At 50.1% G+C, this 17,922-nt stretch carries 8 protein-coding genes; 6 read left to right on the forward strand and 2 right to left on the reverse strand.

The genetic code is table 11. The annotated features are described in order from the left end of the window. The first annotated feature begins 105 nt into the window (after nucleotides 1-105). A complete protein-coding gene (locus tag ADU23_RS16575) occupies nucleotides 106-852 on the forward strand; it encodes a class I SAM-dependent methyltransferase (RefSeq protein WP_053374742.1) in 747 nt (248 codons plus the stop codon). Between the two features lie 2 nt (nucleotides 853-854). Beyond that, nucleotides 855-1,880, forward strand: coding sequence for an MBL fold metallo-hydrolase (locus ADU23_RS16580; protein WP_063846026.1), 1,026 nt, complete (start codon nucleotides 855-857; stop codon nucleotides 1,878-1,880). Here ADU23_RS16580 and ADU23_RS16585 read toward each other — a convergent pair. Together ADU23_RS16585 and ADU23_RS16590 are read right to left on the reverse strand one after the other, a co-directional pair. Continuing rightward, nucleotides 1,877-3,490, reverse strand: coding sequence for a response regulator (locus ADU23_RS16585; protein WP_053374743.1), 1,614 nt, complete (start codon nucleotides 3,488-3,490; stop codon nucleotides 1,877-1,879). The two genes, ADU23_RS16580 and ADU23_RS16585, sit on opposite strands and share 4 nt — an antisense overlap. Nucleotides 3,491-3,514: 24 nt before the next feature. Beyond that, nucleotides 3,515-5,248: a sensor histidine kinase gene (locus ADU23_RS16590; RefSeq protein ID WP_053374744.1), complete on the reverse strand. Its 1,734-nt coding sequence runs from the start codon at nucleotides 5,246-5,248 to the stop codon at nucleotides 3,515-3,517. A gap of 268 nt (nucleotides 5,249-5,516) precedes the next feature. Here ADU23_RS16590 and ADU23_RS16595 point away from each other — a divergent pair, with 268 nt between their 5' ends. The 4 genes from ADU23_RS16595 to ADU23_RS16610 all read left to right on the forward strand — a co-directional run bounded on the left by ADU23_RS16595 (nucleotide 5,517) and on the right by ADU23_RS16610 (nucleotide 17,875). Further along, nucleotides 5,517-6,371 carry an ABC transporter permease gene (locus ADU23_RS16595; protein ID WP_053377676.1) on the forward strand — a complete coding sequence of 285 codons (855 nt, stop codon included), beginning with the start codon at nucleotides 5,517-5,519 and terminating at the stop codon, nucleotides 6,369-6,371. Between the two features lie 24 nt (nucleotides 6,372-6,395). After that, entirely contained in the window at nucleotides 6,396-7,274 is an 879-nt protein-coding gene (locus ADU23_RS16600; protein ID WP_053374745.1) for a carbohydrate ABC transporter permease, read from the forward strand. A 128-nt stretch (nucleotides 7,275-7,402) separates the two neighbouring features. Further along, nucleotides 7,403-9,133, forward strand: a complete 1,731-nt coding sequence (locus ADU23_RS16605; RefSeq protein WP_053374746.1) for an extracellular solute-binding protein — start codon at nucleotides 7,403-7,405, stop codon at nucleotides 9,131-9,133. Nucleotides 9,134-9,304: 171 nt separating this feature from the next. Beyond that, entirely contained in the window at nucleotides 9,305-17,875 is an 8,571-nt protein-coding gene (locus ADU23_RS16610) for a carbohydrate binding domain-containing protein (RefSeq protein ID WP_197286072.1), read from the forward strand. Nucleotides 17,876-17,922: the final 47 nt, after the last annotated feature.

Here is a 17,922-nt window from a genome sequence, read left to right on the forward strand (position 1 = left end):
ACTATGCCTGAGTGAAACTGTTTTGCGAGCGGGATGGAATTCAAGTACAATTAATCCAATATCTATTTTTGCTAGGCGCATGTTCATGACGAAGGAGAGCAATATATGAAACCATGGTACGAACAGAGCTTTGGCTCCGATTATATGCTCGTTTATAAACATCGCAATTATGAGGATGCAAATAAAGAGGTTCGTAAAATGATCGCATGGCTGAAGCTGAAAGAGGGTGCCAACGTGCTGGATATTGGCTGCGGAATGGGCAGGCATGCGCTTGCGCTCGCTGACTTCGGCTACACGGTGACGGGGATGGATTTGTCGCCTATTTTGCTGGAGGAAGCCGACCGCCACGACGGGAGCGGGCTTGTAAAGTGGGTGCAGGGCGATATGCGCGAGCTGCCGTTCGAGGAAGGCTGCTTTGATGCAACGGTCAATTTATTTACTTCCTTCGGTTACTTTACTGCGGAAGAGGACAATGTGAGCGTTATAAGGCATATCCGGAGAGTGCTGCGCACCGGCGGCTCGTTTCTGATTGATTTCCTTAATCCTACTTATGTGGAACAAACATTAGTGCCTTATTCGGAGCGAAGGGATGAGGAGTGCGGCGTACTTATAGAAGAGGTTCGATCCATTCGCGACGGGTGGGTGCAAAAAGAGATTACGGTGTCCAGTTCCCAGTCGAATGACGAGCCAAGGCAGTATTTGGAGCGTGTAAGGCTGTACGATCTCGGTTGGTTCGATAAGCATCTTGCGGCTTGCGGCCTTGACATGGAGCAGCTGTACGGCAATTACAATGGGTCAGCTTACGATTCGGCAACCTCCCCACGCATGATTATGGCAGGAAGGGCGAAATGATAATGACAAAGCACAATAGCATAACAAGCTTGACGGAACAAGCTTTGCATACAATAGGCTGGCAGGAGGGATGGCTGCAGGTTAAGGTGCCCGTCCCGTTCTCGCTGAAATGGGTGAATAGTTACCTGATTCCTGATGATCGAGGCTTCACGCTAATTGATCCAGGCCTGCGGACCGATGAAGCCATTCAGGTGTGGGAGGAGGTTCTGCAGCAGCAGGGCTTGCAGTGGAACGCCATTACGCGGATAGTCCTGACGCATCAGCATCCCGATCATTACGGACTAGCTGGTTACGTGCAGGAAAGAAGCGGTGCTCCTGTGTTTATGACCCGTGAAGCGCATGCCTATGCGCTGCGGTTATGGGGAGACACTAGCGATTTCTCCCAGCAGCTGCTAACGCTGTACGCTGAGCACGGTATGCCGGCGGAGCTGAGGGAGGCTATTGCGGAAAATTTGGAAACGTTTGTGAGCATGGTATCGCCGCAGCCCGAGGTAACCTATTTCGAGGCTGGAAGCAATATCATGCTCGGCGGACGAAGCTGGCTCTTAATCGACGCGCCCGGACATGCGAGAGGGCAGGTCTGCTTCTATCAGAAGGAGCGGCAATGGATGCTGTGCGGCGATCAGGTGCTGCCTCATATTACGCCGAACGTAAGCGTCGTGCCTGGCGAGGATGGCGATCCGTTAGCGGATTTTATGAACAGCTTGGAGGAGCTAAGGTCATTTGAGGTTAAGCTTGCGTTCCCGGGGCATCGTGACCCATTCCCTGATTTTGGCGGAAGGATCGTGGAGCTGCAGCAGCATCACGTTCGCAGGCTGGACAAGATGGCGGCCATGCTAGCCGAAGAGCCCCGCTCCGCTTATGGCATGTGCGAGGCATTATTCGGCAGTCGGCTCAGCGGCAACGCCCACCAATTGCGATTCGCGATGTCGGAGACGCTTGCTCATTTGGTTCATTTGGAGCGGAAAGCTAGAATCGCTTCCGCTGCCGTGGATGGCATCTATCGTTACGCGGCGCTCACGCCTTAGCGGTCGCGGAACTCCTGCGGCGTAATCCCATAACGATCCTTGAACACCTTGATGAAATAGCTCGTTTTCAAATAACCGACCTTAGCCGCAATTTCGTAAATTTTGTCCGGTGTCGTACGGAGCATATGCGCTGCCGTCTCCATTTTTAAACGGGATAAATAATCGCTGATGCCCTCGCCTGTCTCCAGCTTGTAAATCTTCGACAAATAGGACGGATTCAAAAAAACATGGGAGGCGATCGATTGCAGCGATGCGTCCTCCAAATGGCTTGCAACATATTCCTGAACCTTCTGAACCGTAGTCGAACGAGAATGCTGCACCTTGCTGCTCATATGGCTTCGGTAGGCATCAAGCACAGCCGTCGTCCAAGAGCGGAGCTGCTTAATCGTATGAAAGTGGGGGCCGCTCAGCAGCTGGTTGAACTCGGCGCCCATAATATCTGCCATCCAAAGCTTGTTTTTGTGAATCGAGAAGCTAAGCGAGCTTGCAATCATGAAGTAAGTCTCCAATATATGCTCATGCGATTCGCCCCATTTCACCTCTAGCTCTTCAAAGACAAGTGCCAGCTTCTCCGCGATTACGTCCCATTGTCCAGCCTCGAGCAAATGAATAAGCAGCGGCGGATTGTACAAATGGGAGAGAGAATTCGCTTCCCCGTGCTGCGCTTCCTCCGTCAAGGTCAACAGAAAACCGCGCTCGCTGCCAATCCGGTGCCTAAAGCTGACGAGCGAGAAATCGTAAGTCTCGCGCATCTCGAGCGGGAATGAATCCTGCTTCGTAAGGACAAGCGATACCGTTCCCTTTAAGTAAAGCTTCACGTAATGCTGAAACTGAGCCGCTTTTTGCTCAATAAGATGCAAAAGCTGCGATTGCTCATGGCGGCTGCTCTCTTTGCTCATAATGAGAAAAACAAAATAGCCATGCTCATCCTTCGTATGCCAGAGCCGGTATTCTTCCGAGAAGATTTCCTCCGCGATATTGCACACCGCATATTCAAGCAAGGCGCCGTCCCGTTCGGTCTGCTCGTCAAAATAATCCTCCATGCGCAGCAGCATCAAGCCGTATGGCTCGCGCTGCCGAAAGGAAAGATCGAGCATGTCGAGCCGCTCCTTAAGCTTAGCCTCGCTATAGGCTTGGCCTTGCAGAAGGGAGAGCAGCAGATGATTTCGCAAAATAGGCAAATTATCTTTCAAGGAGGTTAGCGCGCTTTGATGCGAGCTGATTTCATTCCAGTGCTCCTCCAGCTGCGAGGCGGCCTTCTTGACCGCAAGCAGCAGCTCCTCATCCTCGGCGGGCTTTAGCAAGTAATCGCTGGCTTGATGCTGAAGCGCTTTTTGGGCGTATTCAAAATCATTGTAGCCGGACAATAATATGCATTTCACATTGCTCCACGAAGCCCGAATTTGCTCGATCAAATCAAGACCGGACAGTCCAGGCATATGGATGTCCGTAATGACGATATCGATCGGGGTGGCGTTCATGATCTCCAGCGCCTCCTGCCCGGAATGCGCTTGATAGACCGAAGCGATGCCGACCGTACCCCAAGGCAAATTGCTTGCCAAATCCTCTACGAGATCAGGTTGATCGTCTACGATTAACAATTGATACATGATGAACAGCTCCTATATTTTAATCTAGGTGGAGTAATTTTCGTGGGGCCAAGTGAGATAAACGGCGACCCCGCCCTCGGCTCGAATGCGGAAGCTGATCGAAGCTTCCGGGCCGAACTGGAACAGCATGCGCTGACGGATGTTCCAAAGCGCGCAGCCGCTCGTATCGTCGGGCGGATTCATAATTTTTTTCTCCAGCTTCCGCAGCTCTTCCTCCGTCATTCCAATACCGTTATCCTCCACAATAATCGTATGATAGCGGTCATTGCTCTCGCCGGAAATCGTAATCAGGCCGTCACCGTCAAAGCGTTCAATTCCGTGCAAAACGGCATTTTCGATAATAGGCTGAAGCAGCAGGCGCGGAATTTGAGAATGCTGCATCACCTCGGGAACCTCAATGCGATAAGAGAGATGCTGAATGTGGAATTGCTGGATTTCCAAATAGCTTTCAACGAGCTGCAGCTCCTCCTTAACGGTAGCCGTCAGCTTCTCGACCCGCGTCGTATAACGGTAGTAGGTAGATAAATGCATAGCGAGCCGCATGACGGATTCCTTCTTGCCAAGCCTTGCAAGACTTCGGATAAGCGCGAAGCAATTGTATAAAAAATGCGGGTTGATTTGCGATTGCAGCTGCTTCACGTTCGCCTCGCGCCGCCTAAGCTCCTCGACATAAACCTTCTGTATAAGCTGCTCGGTATTGGCGGCCATATCATTGAAGCGCTGAAATAAATACGTAAATTCATTTCTTGGATTAGCGGTTATCCGGGTCGAATAATTGCCTTCTTGAAGCCGCTTGACGCTGCGGATCAGCAGGCCGATTGGGCGCTGGACGTTGCGGTAAAGCAAATATCCGGCAAGGAGGCTCATGATAAGCAGCAATCCGACGGAGCCGTAAAATAAATTTTGGCTTTTGACGATAGGCTTCAGCACATTCGCAATCGGCACATAGTCAACCAAATACCAATCCAGCGTTTTGACATGGGCGGAGGTGACGAGAAAATCATTGCCGCTGATCGTGACGATCTGGTTGGATGCCTCTTGGACCGTCTTTTGCTGGATCAGCGCCTTGATGCTGTCCGTCATTTCTTTGTCTGATGTCCGGTTTTTAATGGTGCGCCCATCCGCATGCACGAGAAAGGGATCACCCTTGCCGGCTAATTTAAACGTGTCCAAATCTTTGATCAAATGCTCCTCCGGAAAAGAGATTTCGACGATGATGCCGGCTTTATCTAAATTGGTCGTTTTGCTTTTGGGCTTGACGATATGGCGGACGAACCGGTTTTGTTTCATGCTCTGGATCGTCATCTCTTCGTATTTCCAAGAGGGCGTAAATATTTTTTTGATCGAATCGAGATCGTAGGACAGGTATGTATTCGTAGAAACGAGCTGCTTGCTGGCCGGAGCCGTGATGCTATACTGCGTATCCCAGCGCTGCGCGACGTTAAGCAGCCGCAGCCGCTCGAGAATGCGCAGCTTCTCGTCATTGCGCTGGTAGGCGCTTTCAATAAGATGCAAATTTTGCAGCTGCTGAATATGAATATCCTCGCTGAGCAGCGAGCCAAGCGTTGAGAGCGTAGTCACGCTCTTGTCGATTTCACTGGCAAGAAACGTAATGTCCTTCTGCTTGAGAGACGTCATTTCTTCCTTGATGACGCCGATGCTCGTCCGAATAGAAAGCGTATACAAAACGATGATCGGGATGAGTAAAAGAACGATTAGCGTGATCATTTTGGCAAACGTGTTTTCTCGTAAGCGCATGCTGGAATCCTCTCTTTTTGTGAAAATAATGATACATAAGTCTACAAAATGGCATGCTTCCAAAGATCGTGGTCTATAGAACAGGAGAGACTGCTGATAAAATTAATCATACAGGAGAGCTGATAAAACACAAATCAAATTTTGTTTGGAAAGGGGCAGAACAGTGGAAAGTGCGCTAAAAAAACCGCTGCAGGAAGAAACAAAACAAACACGAAAAAAGGATAATGGATCAAGAGAAATATTTAGCCGCACTTGGCCCTTGCATCTCATGCTGCTGCCAGCAGCCATTATTACGTTCATATTCGCCTATGTGCCGATGAGCGGATTAATTATGGCGTTTCAGGATTTTAAGCCCTATAACGGCATTTTTCACTCGAAGCTCGTTGGGCTGGAGCATTTCCGCTTTATGTTCGAGTATCCGGACAGCAAGCAGGTCATCCTGAACACCTTAATTATATCCGGTCTAAAAATCGTATTCGGATTAGTGGTGCCGTTTACGTTTGCGATTTTGCTAAATGAGATTCGCAAAATGCTGTTCAAGCGTGTCGTTCAAACGCTCGTATACTTGCCGCACTTTATATCATGGGTCATTCTCGGCGCGATCCTGACCGATATGCTCGGCAGCAAAGGAATCGTGAATCAGCTGCTCAACAGCCTTGGGCTGGAGTCGGTATTTTGGCTTGGCGATGGCAATTGGTTCCGCTTCACCGTAGTCGTCAGCGATATTTGGCAGAACTTCGGCTTTAACACGATCGTGTTTCTAGCTGCCCTCTCCGGCGTGAATCCTTCTCTTTACGAGGCGGCGGAGGTAGACGGGGCAACGCGCTGGAAGCAGACGCTGCACATTACGGTGCCTTCGATGATACCGATTGCCGTTGTGGTAGGGACGCTGTCGCTCGGCAATATTTTGAACGGCGGCTTCGATCAAATTTTCAACCTATACAATGCGCTTGTCTACGATAAGGGCGATATCATCGATACGTTCGTTTATCGCACTGCGATCTTGAATGGGCAATACAGCTTCGGAACGGCAGTCGGATTGTTCAAATCCATTATCGGTTTGGTTATGATCGTGTTCTCTTACCGAATGGCTTACAAATACGCTGGATACCGAATTTTCTAGGGGAACGGAGGAAGGAGAGAGAGCATGTATCACAAAACATCAGGGTATAAAGTCTTTTCGGTTTTTAATTATATTTTGCTTGCCGTCATTTGCGTGTCCTGCGTTATTCCGCTCGTCCATATTCTCGCGGTTAGCTTAAGCGCAAGCTCGCCGGCTAACGCCAATCTGGTCAAGCTGTGGCCGATCGGGTTCAACTTTGACGCTTATGCGAAAACGCTTAATAACGATAACTTTCATAATGCGCTGCTCGTTGGGCTTCAGCGTACGGCGCTTGGCACAATCGTCGGCATGTCGCTGATGATTCTTGCAGGCTACGCGTTATCCAAGGATGGACGGGTGTTTAAAAGCCGTTCGGTCTATACCTGGTACTTCCTCTTTACGATGCTGTTCAGCGGAGGCATTGTCCCTTCGTACATGCTTATCCGCAATTTGGATTTGATGAACTCGATATGGGCGCTCGTTCTTCCGGGGGCGATCAACGTATTTAATATGGTGCTGCTTATGAACTTCTTCCGGGCAGTGCCTAAGGAGCTGGAGGAGGCGTCGCTGATGGATGGAGCGGGGCAATTCCGAACGCTTTGGAGTATCTTTTTGCCCATATCGATGCCTGCGCTCGCCACAATATCATTATTTACAATGGTTACACACTGGAATTCATGGTTTGATGGTCTGTTATATATTACAGATTATAGAAAATACCCATTATCAACCTTTTTGCAAACGATTATTGTACAGCAGGATTTTAATAAAATAAATCCCGACGTCAATGAGCTGAAGCATATTTCCCAGCGTACTGTAAAATCTGCGCAAATCTTCATCGGAACGCTGCCGATCCTGCTTGTATACCCATTTTTACAGCGATATTTCGTAAAAGGCATTATAATGGGAGCCGTAAAGGAATAGCGCAAGAAAAAGGCATCAATAACAAAATAATGGTCTTTCGGTGCTTGAAGCCGGGCTGTATGATTGGAAACAAGCGGTATGACAAATATCGTAATTAATAACAAAATATAACTTACGGGGGTAAAGGCATGAAGAAATGGCTTTCGGTCTTATTGGTACTATCATTTATGCTCGCAATCGCAGCTTGTTCCGGCAATAGTGCTAACAAGGGAACAAACAATGCGGGCGCAACAAACAAAGCGAGCAACGAGCCAGCCAAGGTTGAGGGAAGCACCGACGGCTTTGAGAATGGGAAGTACGCTACACCAGTTACTTTAACGACGGTTTGGGGACTTAACCAAAACGGCTCCATCTTCAAAGAAGGCGAATCGATTGAAGACAACGTGCATACCCGCCTGGTCAAAGAAAGACTTGGCATCGATATCAAGTACAACTGGGTTGTAACAAATACGAACGACGCCTACAAAACAAAGCTGCGCCTCATGTTGTCATCGGGCGAGGAAATGCCGGATGTCGTTACTTACCGCGGCGATATGGAAACGGTGAATATGTTGATCGACTCCGGACAATTTATGCCGGTTGGCGATTTGGTCGACAAATATGCGAATGATACTTACAAAGCGGGCTTGGATCTTGATCCAACGATCTGGCTGCCGATTACCCGTAATGGCGAGAAAATGGCATTGCCGATTCTAGATTACGCTTACAATGCGGACCATGTGATGTGGATTCGTGAGGATTGGCTGCAAAAGCTTAATCTGAAAGCGCCAACGACGCTTGCAGAGATGGAAACGGTTATGGATGCATTCGTGAAAAATGATCCGGATGGCGACGGCAAGCCGAACACGCTTGGACTTGCAACCGGCTTCAAAAACGGATTCGCTAACTGGATGACGGACATCGGCTTCATCTTTGGCGCTCACGGCACGATGCCTGGTCAATGGAATTTGACAGCAGATGGAACGCTCGAGCATGGCTCTATCAATCCTGCTGCCAAAAACGCATTGTCCAAATTGAAGGAATGGCTCGATAAAGGCTACATTTCGCAAGATTCTGCATTGCTTGATGAAACAACTGGCTCCGAGCTGTTTACAAAAGGCGAAGCGGGCATTATGTTTGGACCTAACTGGCTTCCAGCATGGCCATTCCCGGATCTGCTTAACAACGTTCCTGCCGCAAAATACAAAGCTTATCCGGTTCCTGCCGGTCCAGATGGCAAAATCGGCTCCGCAGGCGGCAACCCGCCGGCTAACGGTTATGTATTCGTAAACAAAAAAGCAAAAAACCCAGAAGCGATTGTACACTACTATAACTGGTTCTTCGATAATATGGCGAACCCGCAGCCAGGCAGCGAATTCGAGAAGGGCTTCGCAGAAGGCTATGACTATGCAACGCTTCCTGACGGTTCGATTACAGCAGATATCGGGAAATATCCGGATCTGTTCCCAGGCCTTAAGGATCAAACAGCACCGCCGCTATTCTACACGCTGACTTTTGAAGGCGCTCGTATCCCAACTTTATATGCAGAAACGCATGTTAAGCTTGCTGACGGCGCAGAGCCGGTAACGCCTTACGAGAAGCAAGAATTTAATACTCGCCTGAAAGAGAATACCGATGCGATGAAGGTTGTTATGGACCAAAAAGATATCCGTATGAAAAACTACTATATGGGTCCATTGACTGAAACGATGCAAAGTAAAAACGAGCTTCTGAACAAGCTGCTTAACGAAACGTTCAATAAGATCGTATACGGCCAACAGCCGGTAGATACGTTCGATACGATGGTTGACAATTGGAAAAAATCAGGCGGCGAGCAAATTACGAAGGAAGTTAACGATTGGTACAACAGCGTTAAATAAACACTTTTATCGGAAGGGGCCTCTTGTAAAGGAAGCCCCTGAACAGACTAAGCAAGCAGCCTGTCACGTTGCAGTTTCATCATGAGCTGTAAGGAGCAGGCTGTTTTTTTGAGGGAATAAGTAAGCGTTATCATTCGAATGGAATCCATTTGGGAAGGAAGTAGGAGACGCATGAATAAACGGTTTATTTCAATTGTACTGGTGCTCATGATGCTGATGAGCAGCTTGCCGGCCGTAAGCGCTGAAGTATCAACGGATGGCGACGCAGCCCATTGGGGCGAGAAATCGCTGCAAAAGTGGATCTCTAAAGGAATGCTGGGAGGATACCCCGACGGCAGCATTCAGCCGGACCGTCCCGTTACGCGAGCTGAATTTACGAGGCTTGTGAATGCGGTGTTTCGCTTAAATGCAGCAGAAACAAATACCTTTACGGATGTCCGGGAGGGCGCCTGGTACTACAATGATATCGGTGCAGTGAAGGAGGCGGGTTACTTAACAGGTTATCCGGACGGAACGTTTAAGCCGGATTCACCGATTACGAGGCAGGAAGCGGCGAAAATAACAGCGGAGCTGTTCAAGCTGCAAGCGGTGAATAGTCAGCTGTTAGCAGCGTTCAAGGATAATGATCAGGTGCAGGCGTACGCGAAAGCGCCGCTTGAGCAGCTATTGGCCGGCGAGTACATAAAGGGCTACCCGGATCAGACCGTGCGACCGCTTAAAGCGATAACGAGAGCCGAAGCGATTGCGCTGTTGGACAGGTTAGCGACAGAGGTCGTTAATGCGGCAGGCAGCTACAGCAACCTTCGTGTTGCGGGAAATGCGATCGTAAATGCGGCGGACGTTAAAATAAACAAAGCGGTAATCGATCATGATTTGTTTCTGACCCAAGGCATTGGGGAAGGCGATGTTTTTTTAACCGATGTTGATGTAAAAGGTTCGGTTTATGTTAATGGCGGCGGCGTTAACAGCATTCATTTTATCAATACGAAGCTTGGCAGGCTGGTTGTGAACAAAGCAGGAGGCACTGTTCGCGTCGTTCTATCAGGGACAGCAGCTGTGGATCAGGTTGTCGTACAATCCGGAGCTCAGCTTGAAATAGAAGGAGACGCGAATGTCGCAGAGCTGACGATTATGGAGAAAGCAGCAGGCACGAAGCTGAAGGCGAAGGGCACGATCGCTAAGATTCATAATGAGAGCGGTGACATCATCATTAACGACAAGAAACTTGAGAAAGGCAGCGGAGCTTCTGTTCAGAAAGGCGAGGTTACGTCCGGTCAGCCTACGACGCCTGGACAGAGCAGCGGAGGCGGCGGAGATAGCGGAGGCGGCTCGACGGCTACACCAACGCCCGCACCAACGGCAACTCCTCAACCGACGGATGAACCAACACCCGCACCAACAACAGCACCAACGCCCGCTCCTGAGGATGATTGGGAGCTGGTTTGGAATGACGAATTTGACGGCAGCGGCGAAAATGTTGATTTTAACGGGGTAAACCTTGATAAATGGGGTTATCAGCTTGGAACGGGCTCGCAGTATGGCCTTGACGGCTGGGGAAATAACGAGAAGCAATATTACCGAGCCGAGAACATTTCAGTATCGGACGGGAAATTGACGATTACGGCAAAAGATGACGGCTTCGGCGGCAAAACGTACACATCAGGAAGACTTTATACGCAGCCAACCTTCAATAAAACGTTCGGCAAATTTGAAGCAAGGATGAAGCTGCCGGTCGGCGAAGGCATATGGCCTGCGTTCTGGATGATGCCAAAGGACAGCGAGTACGGCGTTTGGGCGGCATCTGGCGAGCTCGACATTATGGAGGCGCGCGGCCGATTGCCGCAAGAGGTCGGCGGTACGATCCATTACGGGAAAAACTGGCCAAACAACAAGATGACCGGCGCGGCATATGAGTTTGGCGAAGATACGGATATTACGGATTTCCACACTTACGGCGTAGAATGGGAGCCGGGTGAGATCCGGTGGTACGTCGATGGCGAATTGTATCAGAAGCTGGACAACTGGGATAGCTGGGGCGTCGATCAGGCTGCGAAATATGCGTACCCTGCTCCATTCGATAAACCTTTTTATATGATTTTGAACTTAGCGGTTGGAGGCAGCTATGATGGTGGTCGCGTACCGGACCCTTCGCTCCTGCCGGGCAAAATGGAAGTCGATTACGTTCGCGTTTATGAGCTGACAGGCAGGCCTTATAAGACGCCGGTTGAGCCAATCATTGTCTCGGAGCCTTATCCGGAGCAATACAAGAAACCGATTGCCGGCAATTTCATTTATGATTCAAGCTTTAATGAGCCATTTAAATCCGTTACGGATTCTAATCAAACGTTGAACAGCGAGTTTTGGAATTTCGTGCGCATCGGCACCTTCCAAGGCAGCGGCTCGATTTCGGTCGATACGGTTAATGGCGCAAAATACGCCAAGGCAGATATTTCGTCAGGAGGCAATGCGGCGCACGCCGTGCAGCTTATCCAAAATGTCACGCTTGGCAAAGGCAGATGGTATAAGCTGTCCTTTGACGCGAAGTCCAGCGCCAACCGAAATATGACGGTTAAATTTGGCGGAGGCGAAGGCCGCAGCTGGCCGACGTATTCGGATAGCTTGGAAGCGAAGCTGTCAGACTCGGTGCAGTCGTATGAGTTGATTTTCCAAATGAAGGACAATACCGACACGCTCGCTCGTCTTGAGTTCAACATGGGTCTTAACACGAGCCCGGTATGGATTGGCAATGTGAAGGTGCTGGAGACGGTATCGCCTGATCCGTATCAAGAAAATACGCCAAAGGAGCCGATAAACGGCAATCACGTTTATAATGGCGGTTTTGATCTTGGCAGAATCGACCGGTTGACGTATTGGCATTTTAACGCGGCAGGCGGAACAGCGCTTGCGTCTGTTGATCCCGTTCATCGGCAATTTCATGCAGCCGTTAGCGATGGCGGAGATGCGCCTGGCGACATTAAGCTGGAGCAGCCCGGCATTAATTTGATCGAAGGCAACGATTATAAAATAACGTTTAAGGCAAAAGCAGCGGCTGCGAGAACGATACAGGCAGCATTGTTTAAACAGGATGGAACTCCTTATGCTGCTCCGCAGCAAATCGATCTGACTGCGGAAATGAAGGACTATACGGTCTTGTTTACGATGGAGCATCCAAAGGATGTAAACGGCATTTTAGCCTTTTTGCTGGGCGGGCAGCAGGGTGATGTTTATTTGGATGATATCGCTATGGTACGCGTAGGCGAATTAGCGCTTGCGGATCAATTTCCGTTGAAAAATGGCGACTTTTCAAATGGCAAGGCCAGTTGGACCGAGCATGTGCAAGGCCGATATGACGGATGGGGCTCAAGCGCAGCTTTTACGGCTCAGGATGGGGAGCTGAAGATGGCGATTGCCAGCGAAGGCAACAACCCGTGGGACGTTATGCTGATGCAGACGGATTTTAACCTTTTTAGAGGGAAGACGTATACCGTTTCTCTTGACGTAAGATCCTCGGCAAATCGCGGCATGGAAATCGTGATTGATCAAGGAAATAACCGATTGTTATCGGATAAAGTACAGCTGACGCAAGCGAAGCAGACGTTCAGCTACGAGTTGCAGGCGCAAGGAGACATTACCGCTTCGTTCAAGCTGCTGCTAGGCAAGCTCGACGGTGCGGCTGTAATCGGCGCGCATGATGTATTTGTCGATAATATTCGAGTAGAGCTGAAGGATGCGCGCAGCAAAGCGTTCCTGCTCAAAAATGGGTATTTTGATGAGGGAATGCAGGATTGGAGCACGCACATACAGGGCGTTTATGATGGGCCGTCCAGCGCCGTAATTTCTGCAGATCAGGGTGCCGCAAAAGCTTCTATTGCACACACAGGCTTGAACGCTTGGGACATTATTTTGCAGCAAGGAGCGTTTGCTCTAGCTAGAGGCAATACGTATATCGTTACATTCGCGGCAAGAGCGAGCACGCCGCGGACGATTGAGGCGATTGTCGAGAACAGCTCTTACTCCCGCTTTTTGAACGAGAAGGTGCAGCTTGATGATGTGACAAAAACGTACAGCTACCAATTTACGATGGATCGGGATGATGCCGCCTCCTTTAAGCTGTTGCTGGGCAACCAGGAGGGAACGGTGAACGTTCCGCATGATGTGTTTGTAGATAATGTTCGTGTAGAGCTCAAAGGGGCAAAAGAAGCAGCAGGCGAGAAGGCGCGCAGCGGGAACAACATTACGCTGACTTCGCCTCCGGTGCTGTCCCCGGATGCTTCTGACAATGCATTAGGTCTGGATATCGACATCAGCTTTGCTGATAATGAAGCTTGGAGAAATGCGGTAACGGCTGTCATCGTAGATGGCCGTATACTGCCGGAGAGTGCGTATGTGCTTGCTGCAGGAAAGCTGACGATTGATAAGTCGCAATTCGCTTCTGCGAAAGCATATAGCATATTGATTAAAGCGGCGGGGCATGAGAACGCGCAGGTTATCCAAGACATCCAGCAAGAGGTGATGTGGAGTCTAGTCTGGTCCGATGAATTTGACGGCAGCGGGGACAACTTAGACTCGAACGGCGTCAATCTAGATAAATGGGGATACCAGCTTGGCAACGGCAGCGACTATGGCGTAGCCGATTGGGGCAATAACGAGCAGCAATTTTACCGGAAAGAGAATGTTAAGGTTGAGAATGGGCAATTGTTAATCGAAGCAAAAAATGACGGTTTTGGCGGCAAGCCCTATACATCAGGACGCTTATGGACCAGCCCAACCTTTAGCAAGGCTTACGGAAAATTCGAAGCGCGAATGAAGCTTCCCGAGGGCGAAGGGTTATGGCCGGCATTTTGGATGATGCCGAAGGACAGTGAATATGGCGGCTGGGCTTCGTCCGGCGAAATCGACATTATGGAGGCGCGCGGCAGGCTTCCGGGCGAAGTCGATGGAACGATTCATTTTGGCAAAAATGCTCCGAACAACAAGGCGACAGGCTCGCAGTATCATTTTCCGGAGGGCGAGGATATAACGGGTTATCATTCCTATTCCTTAGAGTGGGAGCCGGGGGAGCTGCGTTGGTACGTAGATGGGAATTTGTATCAAACGATCACCGATTGGAACAGCTGGGGAGCGGATCAGCCTGATAAATATGCGTACCCTGCCCCGTTCGATAAGGAATTTTATATTATCCTGAACATGGCGGTTGGGGGCAATTATGACGGCGGCCGCAAGCCCGATGCGTCTTTGCTTCCAGCGACGATGGAGATCGATTACGTCCGTGCTTATGAGCTGACAGGCAGAGCGTATAAGGAGCCTGTTGATACGACGCTTGCGAAGGATGCTTTTCCCGCGAATGGAAAGAATGCTGTGAATGGCAGCTTTATCTATGACACGGCTTATGCGAAGGGCATCAAGGATGTTACGCTAGCGAGCCCGGAAGTTGATCCGGTTTATTGGAACTTCCTGCATGGCGCTGATTTTGGAGGCGCTGGCGTCGTATCGGTTGTAGAAGCGGATGGCGCTCCATTTGCGAAAATCGATATTTCAAACGGCGGCAATGCGCCGCATGCTTTGCAGCTCGTTCAATACGTTACGCTGGTCAAGGGGCAAGCGTATAAGCTCAGCTTTGATGCGAAGGCGTCTGCGCCAAGAAGCATCAGCGTTAAGCTAGGCGGCGATGCAAATAGCGGATGGGCGGTTTATTCGGATAATTTTGAAGCAGGCTTGAAGGAGCAGGTCGGTCATTATGAATATCGTTTTCTGATGAGCTCCAAAACAAATGCTGCCGCACGGATAGAGTTTAATGCAGGCTCGAATGCGAATGATGTATGGATCGGCGGCGTCCGCCTGGAGCCGGTTGATATGGTGAGCGAGCCAAATGGCGCGAAGGCTCCGCTGAATAACGGAAACCACATTTATAATGGCGGATTTGATGTGGGTACGATGGATCGACTGCAATACTGGAATACATTCGTATCGGATGCAGCGAGCGCAACGGTTAGTGTACACCCTAGCATCCGTGAATTGGATGCCCTGATCGCAAGCGGAGGGGCAGAAGCTTCGGATATTGTGGTGCAGCAGCAGGGCATTAACCTGCTGCAAAGGGATACGTATGCATTCACGTTTGATGCAAAAGCTTCAAGTTCACGTGATATCGCCGTACAGTTTAAGAGCAAGGATGGTGCTGTAACCTATGCGGGACAAACGATCGCGTTAGGCACGGCGTACGAGAAGCATAATATGATCTTTACGATGCCAAATGGCGTTAGCGATATCGAAGGGCAGCTCGTATTTTTGCTAGGCGGCAATGATGCTTCAGTCCAGCTCGACAACGTAAAGCTTATTCGCACAAGCAACCTGAATGTGGATTACACGGGCATCCAATTGTTCCCGCTCAGCAACGGTGATTTTGCAGCCGGCTTGTCGGGATGGGAGCCGTTCACGCAAGGGGGAGCTGCCGCATTCAGCGAAGCCGGTGGCGCGGCTAAAGTAACCGTAACGAATGTAGGCGCAGACAACTGGAACGTCATGTTGAATCAGCCAAACATTCAATTGTCCAAAGGAATGACCTACGTGGTTTCGTTTGACGCAAGCGCCTCTGTTACGCGCGATATTGAGGTTGCACTCGAAAACATTTCGTATGCGAGACGATTCTATTCAGGGCCGATCGTATTGACGCCTGCAATGAAGCATTTTGAATACAATTTTCATGTGACGGCTGACGAGATGACTACACTGAAGTTTCTGCTTGGAAAAACAGCTCAGAGCCCTTCCGGTGCCCATGATGTGTTTATTGACAACGTGGTGCTGGAGGTTCAATATGCGCCGGTGGATCGTCCGCCGACCTTGATCAAGGAATCGGTGGATAAACATGTAGGCGAATCGGTTGAAATTAAGTTTACCGACCATGAAGCATGGAGAACAGCGATTGAAGCCGTCCAAGTGAATGGTGCAGCATTGACGGCAGGGCAGTATTCGGTTCAGCCCGGCAGTATAACGATCGCTGCGGATGTTTTTGCGATCGATCAGCTGTACGCCATTCAAGTGAAGGCTGCCGGCTTCGCAGATGCGAGCATCAAGCAATTAATGCTACCGGGTGACGGCAATCTGGTGTTGAACGGCGGGATGTACAATGGCGCAGCAAGCTGGGAGCACTGGTTCGGCGATGGAGGAGATTCCAAATATGAAGCCAAAAACGGAGTAGCCCAAATCGATATCTTTTATCACGGCGGGATGCACCCTACTTGGAATGTCCCCGTCGGCTGGTCCACGCAGTTTAATCAAAGCGGGATCAAGCTAGAAGCAGGCAAAGCCTATGAGCTTAGCTTTAACGCATGGTCAACGGTTAACCGTCCGATTGGCGTGGAGCTAACGGGGTACAACGCTCAAGCGGTACTGTTTAACTTGTCGGGAGAACAATCTACAACGTATAAGACCAGCTTGCTGCCGAAGAGCAATCTTAATTTGACGCTGAAGTTCCTGCTTGGCAACGTCGTGAACGGCAATTTTGCGACACCGGATGGCGAGCATGCGATCTACATCGACAATGTCGCGATTCGTGAAGTGGCGGCTCCGCCAGTGCTGACAGCCGATGCGACAGATAACAAGGTAGGGCAGCCGATTGAGCTTACGTTTGCCGATCAGCCAGCATGGCGTAACTCGATTGGCCAGCTTACGATTGACGGCGTAGTGGTTCAGAGCAGCAGCTATACGGTGGAAGCGGGTAAAATCAAGCTGGATGCGGCATTATTTGCCGAAATCAAAACCTACGCGATTGCAATTACGGCAGCAGGCTACGGCATCAGCGAAGTGCAGCAGCAGGTGAAGACGGCTGCCGCGAACGTGGCGCTTCATAAGACCGCAACCGCATCATCAGTCTCGCAGCCTGCGGCAAACGCAGTTGACGGTGCGGGCAGCACAAGGTGGGAGACTGCTGCGTCTGATCCGCAGTGGATAGCGATCGATCTGGGAGGCATATACAAGCTGGAGAGCGCCGTCCTTAACTGGGAGGGAGCGTTTGGCAAAGGCTACAAGCTGCAGATCTCTTCTGCGGAAGCCCCTGGCGACAGTGACTGGATAGAAGTGTTTACCGAAGCCGCAGGCAATGGCGGGCTCGACAATATTACGTTAAGTGGGCAAGAGGCAAGGCATATTCGGATGTACGGAACGGCGAGAGGCACAGCCTACGGTTATTCCTTATGGGAGTTTGAGGTCTACGGCTCATGGGTTAGCGGTGGCGGCAACGGCGGCGGCGGTGGTACCGGAGGCGGTACGGATCCGGGTACAGATCCCGGTACAGACCCGGTCTCGTTGAATGTGGCGCTTAACAAAGAGACCGTTGCATCAAGCTATAACGTGGTATTTCCGTCTAGCTTGCTAACTGATGGCAATAAAGACACAAGATGGGAAGCGAATTGGGCCGCAAACAACACGGCTCCTTATTCGCCAGAGTGGTTCTATATTGATTTGAATAGCGCCTATTCCATCAGCAAAATCATTTTGACATGGGAAACCGCATATGGAAAAGCGCTTGATATTCAAGTAGCTGCGCCTGGCAGTGATTTATCGGCTGAAAGCGCGGATTGGCAGACGGTGCATTCGCTCAACCGTACATTAAATGCGGCGGGGAAGCAGGAGGAAGCCATCACTCTGCCGAGCAGTGCCCACGCAAGATATGTACGTATTTTAGTTACGGATAAGGGTCTTCCGCCGTATGGTCCGTCGCTTTTTGAAATCGAGATTTATGAATAACCAAACCCTTTCGAACGTCTAGTGAGTATCGCTAAAAGAGCGTACCT

The sequence above is a fragment of the Paenibacillus sp. FJAT-27812 genome, from assembly GCF_001273905.1.
Classification (GTDB): domain Bacteria; phylum Bacillota; class Bacilli; order Paenibacillales; family Paenibacillaceae; genus Pristimantibacillus.

What these genes read in the sequence shown, in the direction of transcription:
- ADU23_RS16575 (WP_053374742.1), top strand. Translation starts at nt 106, where the DNA reads ATGAAACCATGGTACGAACAGAGCTTTGGCTCCGATTATATGCTCGTT.
- ADU23_RS16580 (WP_063846026.1), top strand. Translation starts at nt 855, where the DNA reads ATGACAAAGCACAATAGCATAACAAGCTTGACGGAACAAGCTTTGCAT.
- ADU23_RS16585 (WP_053374743.1), bottom strand. Translation starts at nt 3,490, where the DNA reads ATGTATCAATTGTTAATCGTAGACGATCAACCTGATCTCGTAGAGGAT.
- ADU23_RS16590 (WP_053374744.1), bottom strand. Translation starts at nt 5,248, where the DNA reads ATGCGCTTACGAGAAAACACGTTTGCCAAAATGATCACGCTAATCGTT.
- ADU23_RS16595 (WP_053377676.1), top strand. Translation starts at nt 5,517, where the DNA reads ATGCTGCTGCCAGCAGCCATTATTACGTTCATATTCGCCTATGTGCCG.
- ADU23_RS16600 (WP_053374745.1), top strand. Translation starts at nt 6,396, where the DNA reads ATGTATCACAAAACATCAGGGTATAAAGTCTTTTCGGTTTTTAATTAT.
- ADU23_RS16605 (WP_053374746.1), top strand. Translation starts at nt 7,403, where the DNA reads ATGAAGAAATGGCTTTCGGTCTTATTGGTACTATCATTTATGCTCGCA.
- ADU23_RS16610 (WP_197286072.1), top strand. Translation starts at nt 9,305, where the DNA reads ATGAATAAACGGTTTATTTCAATTGTACTGGTGCTCATGATGCTGATG.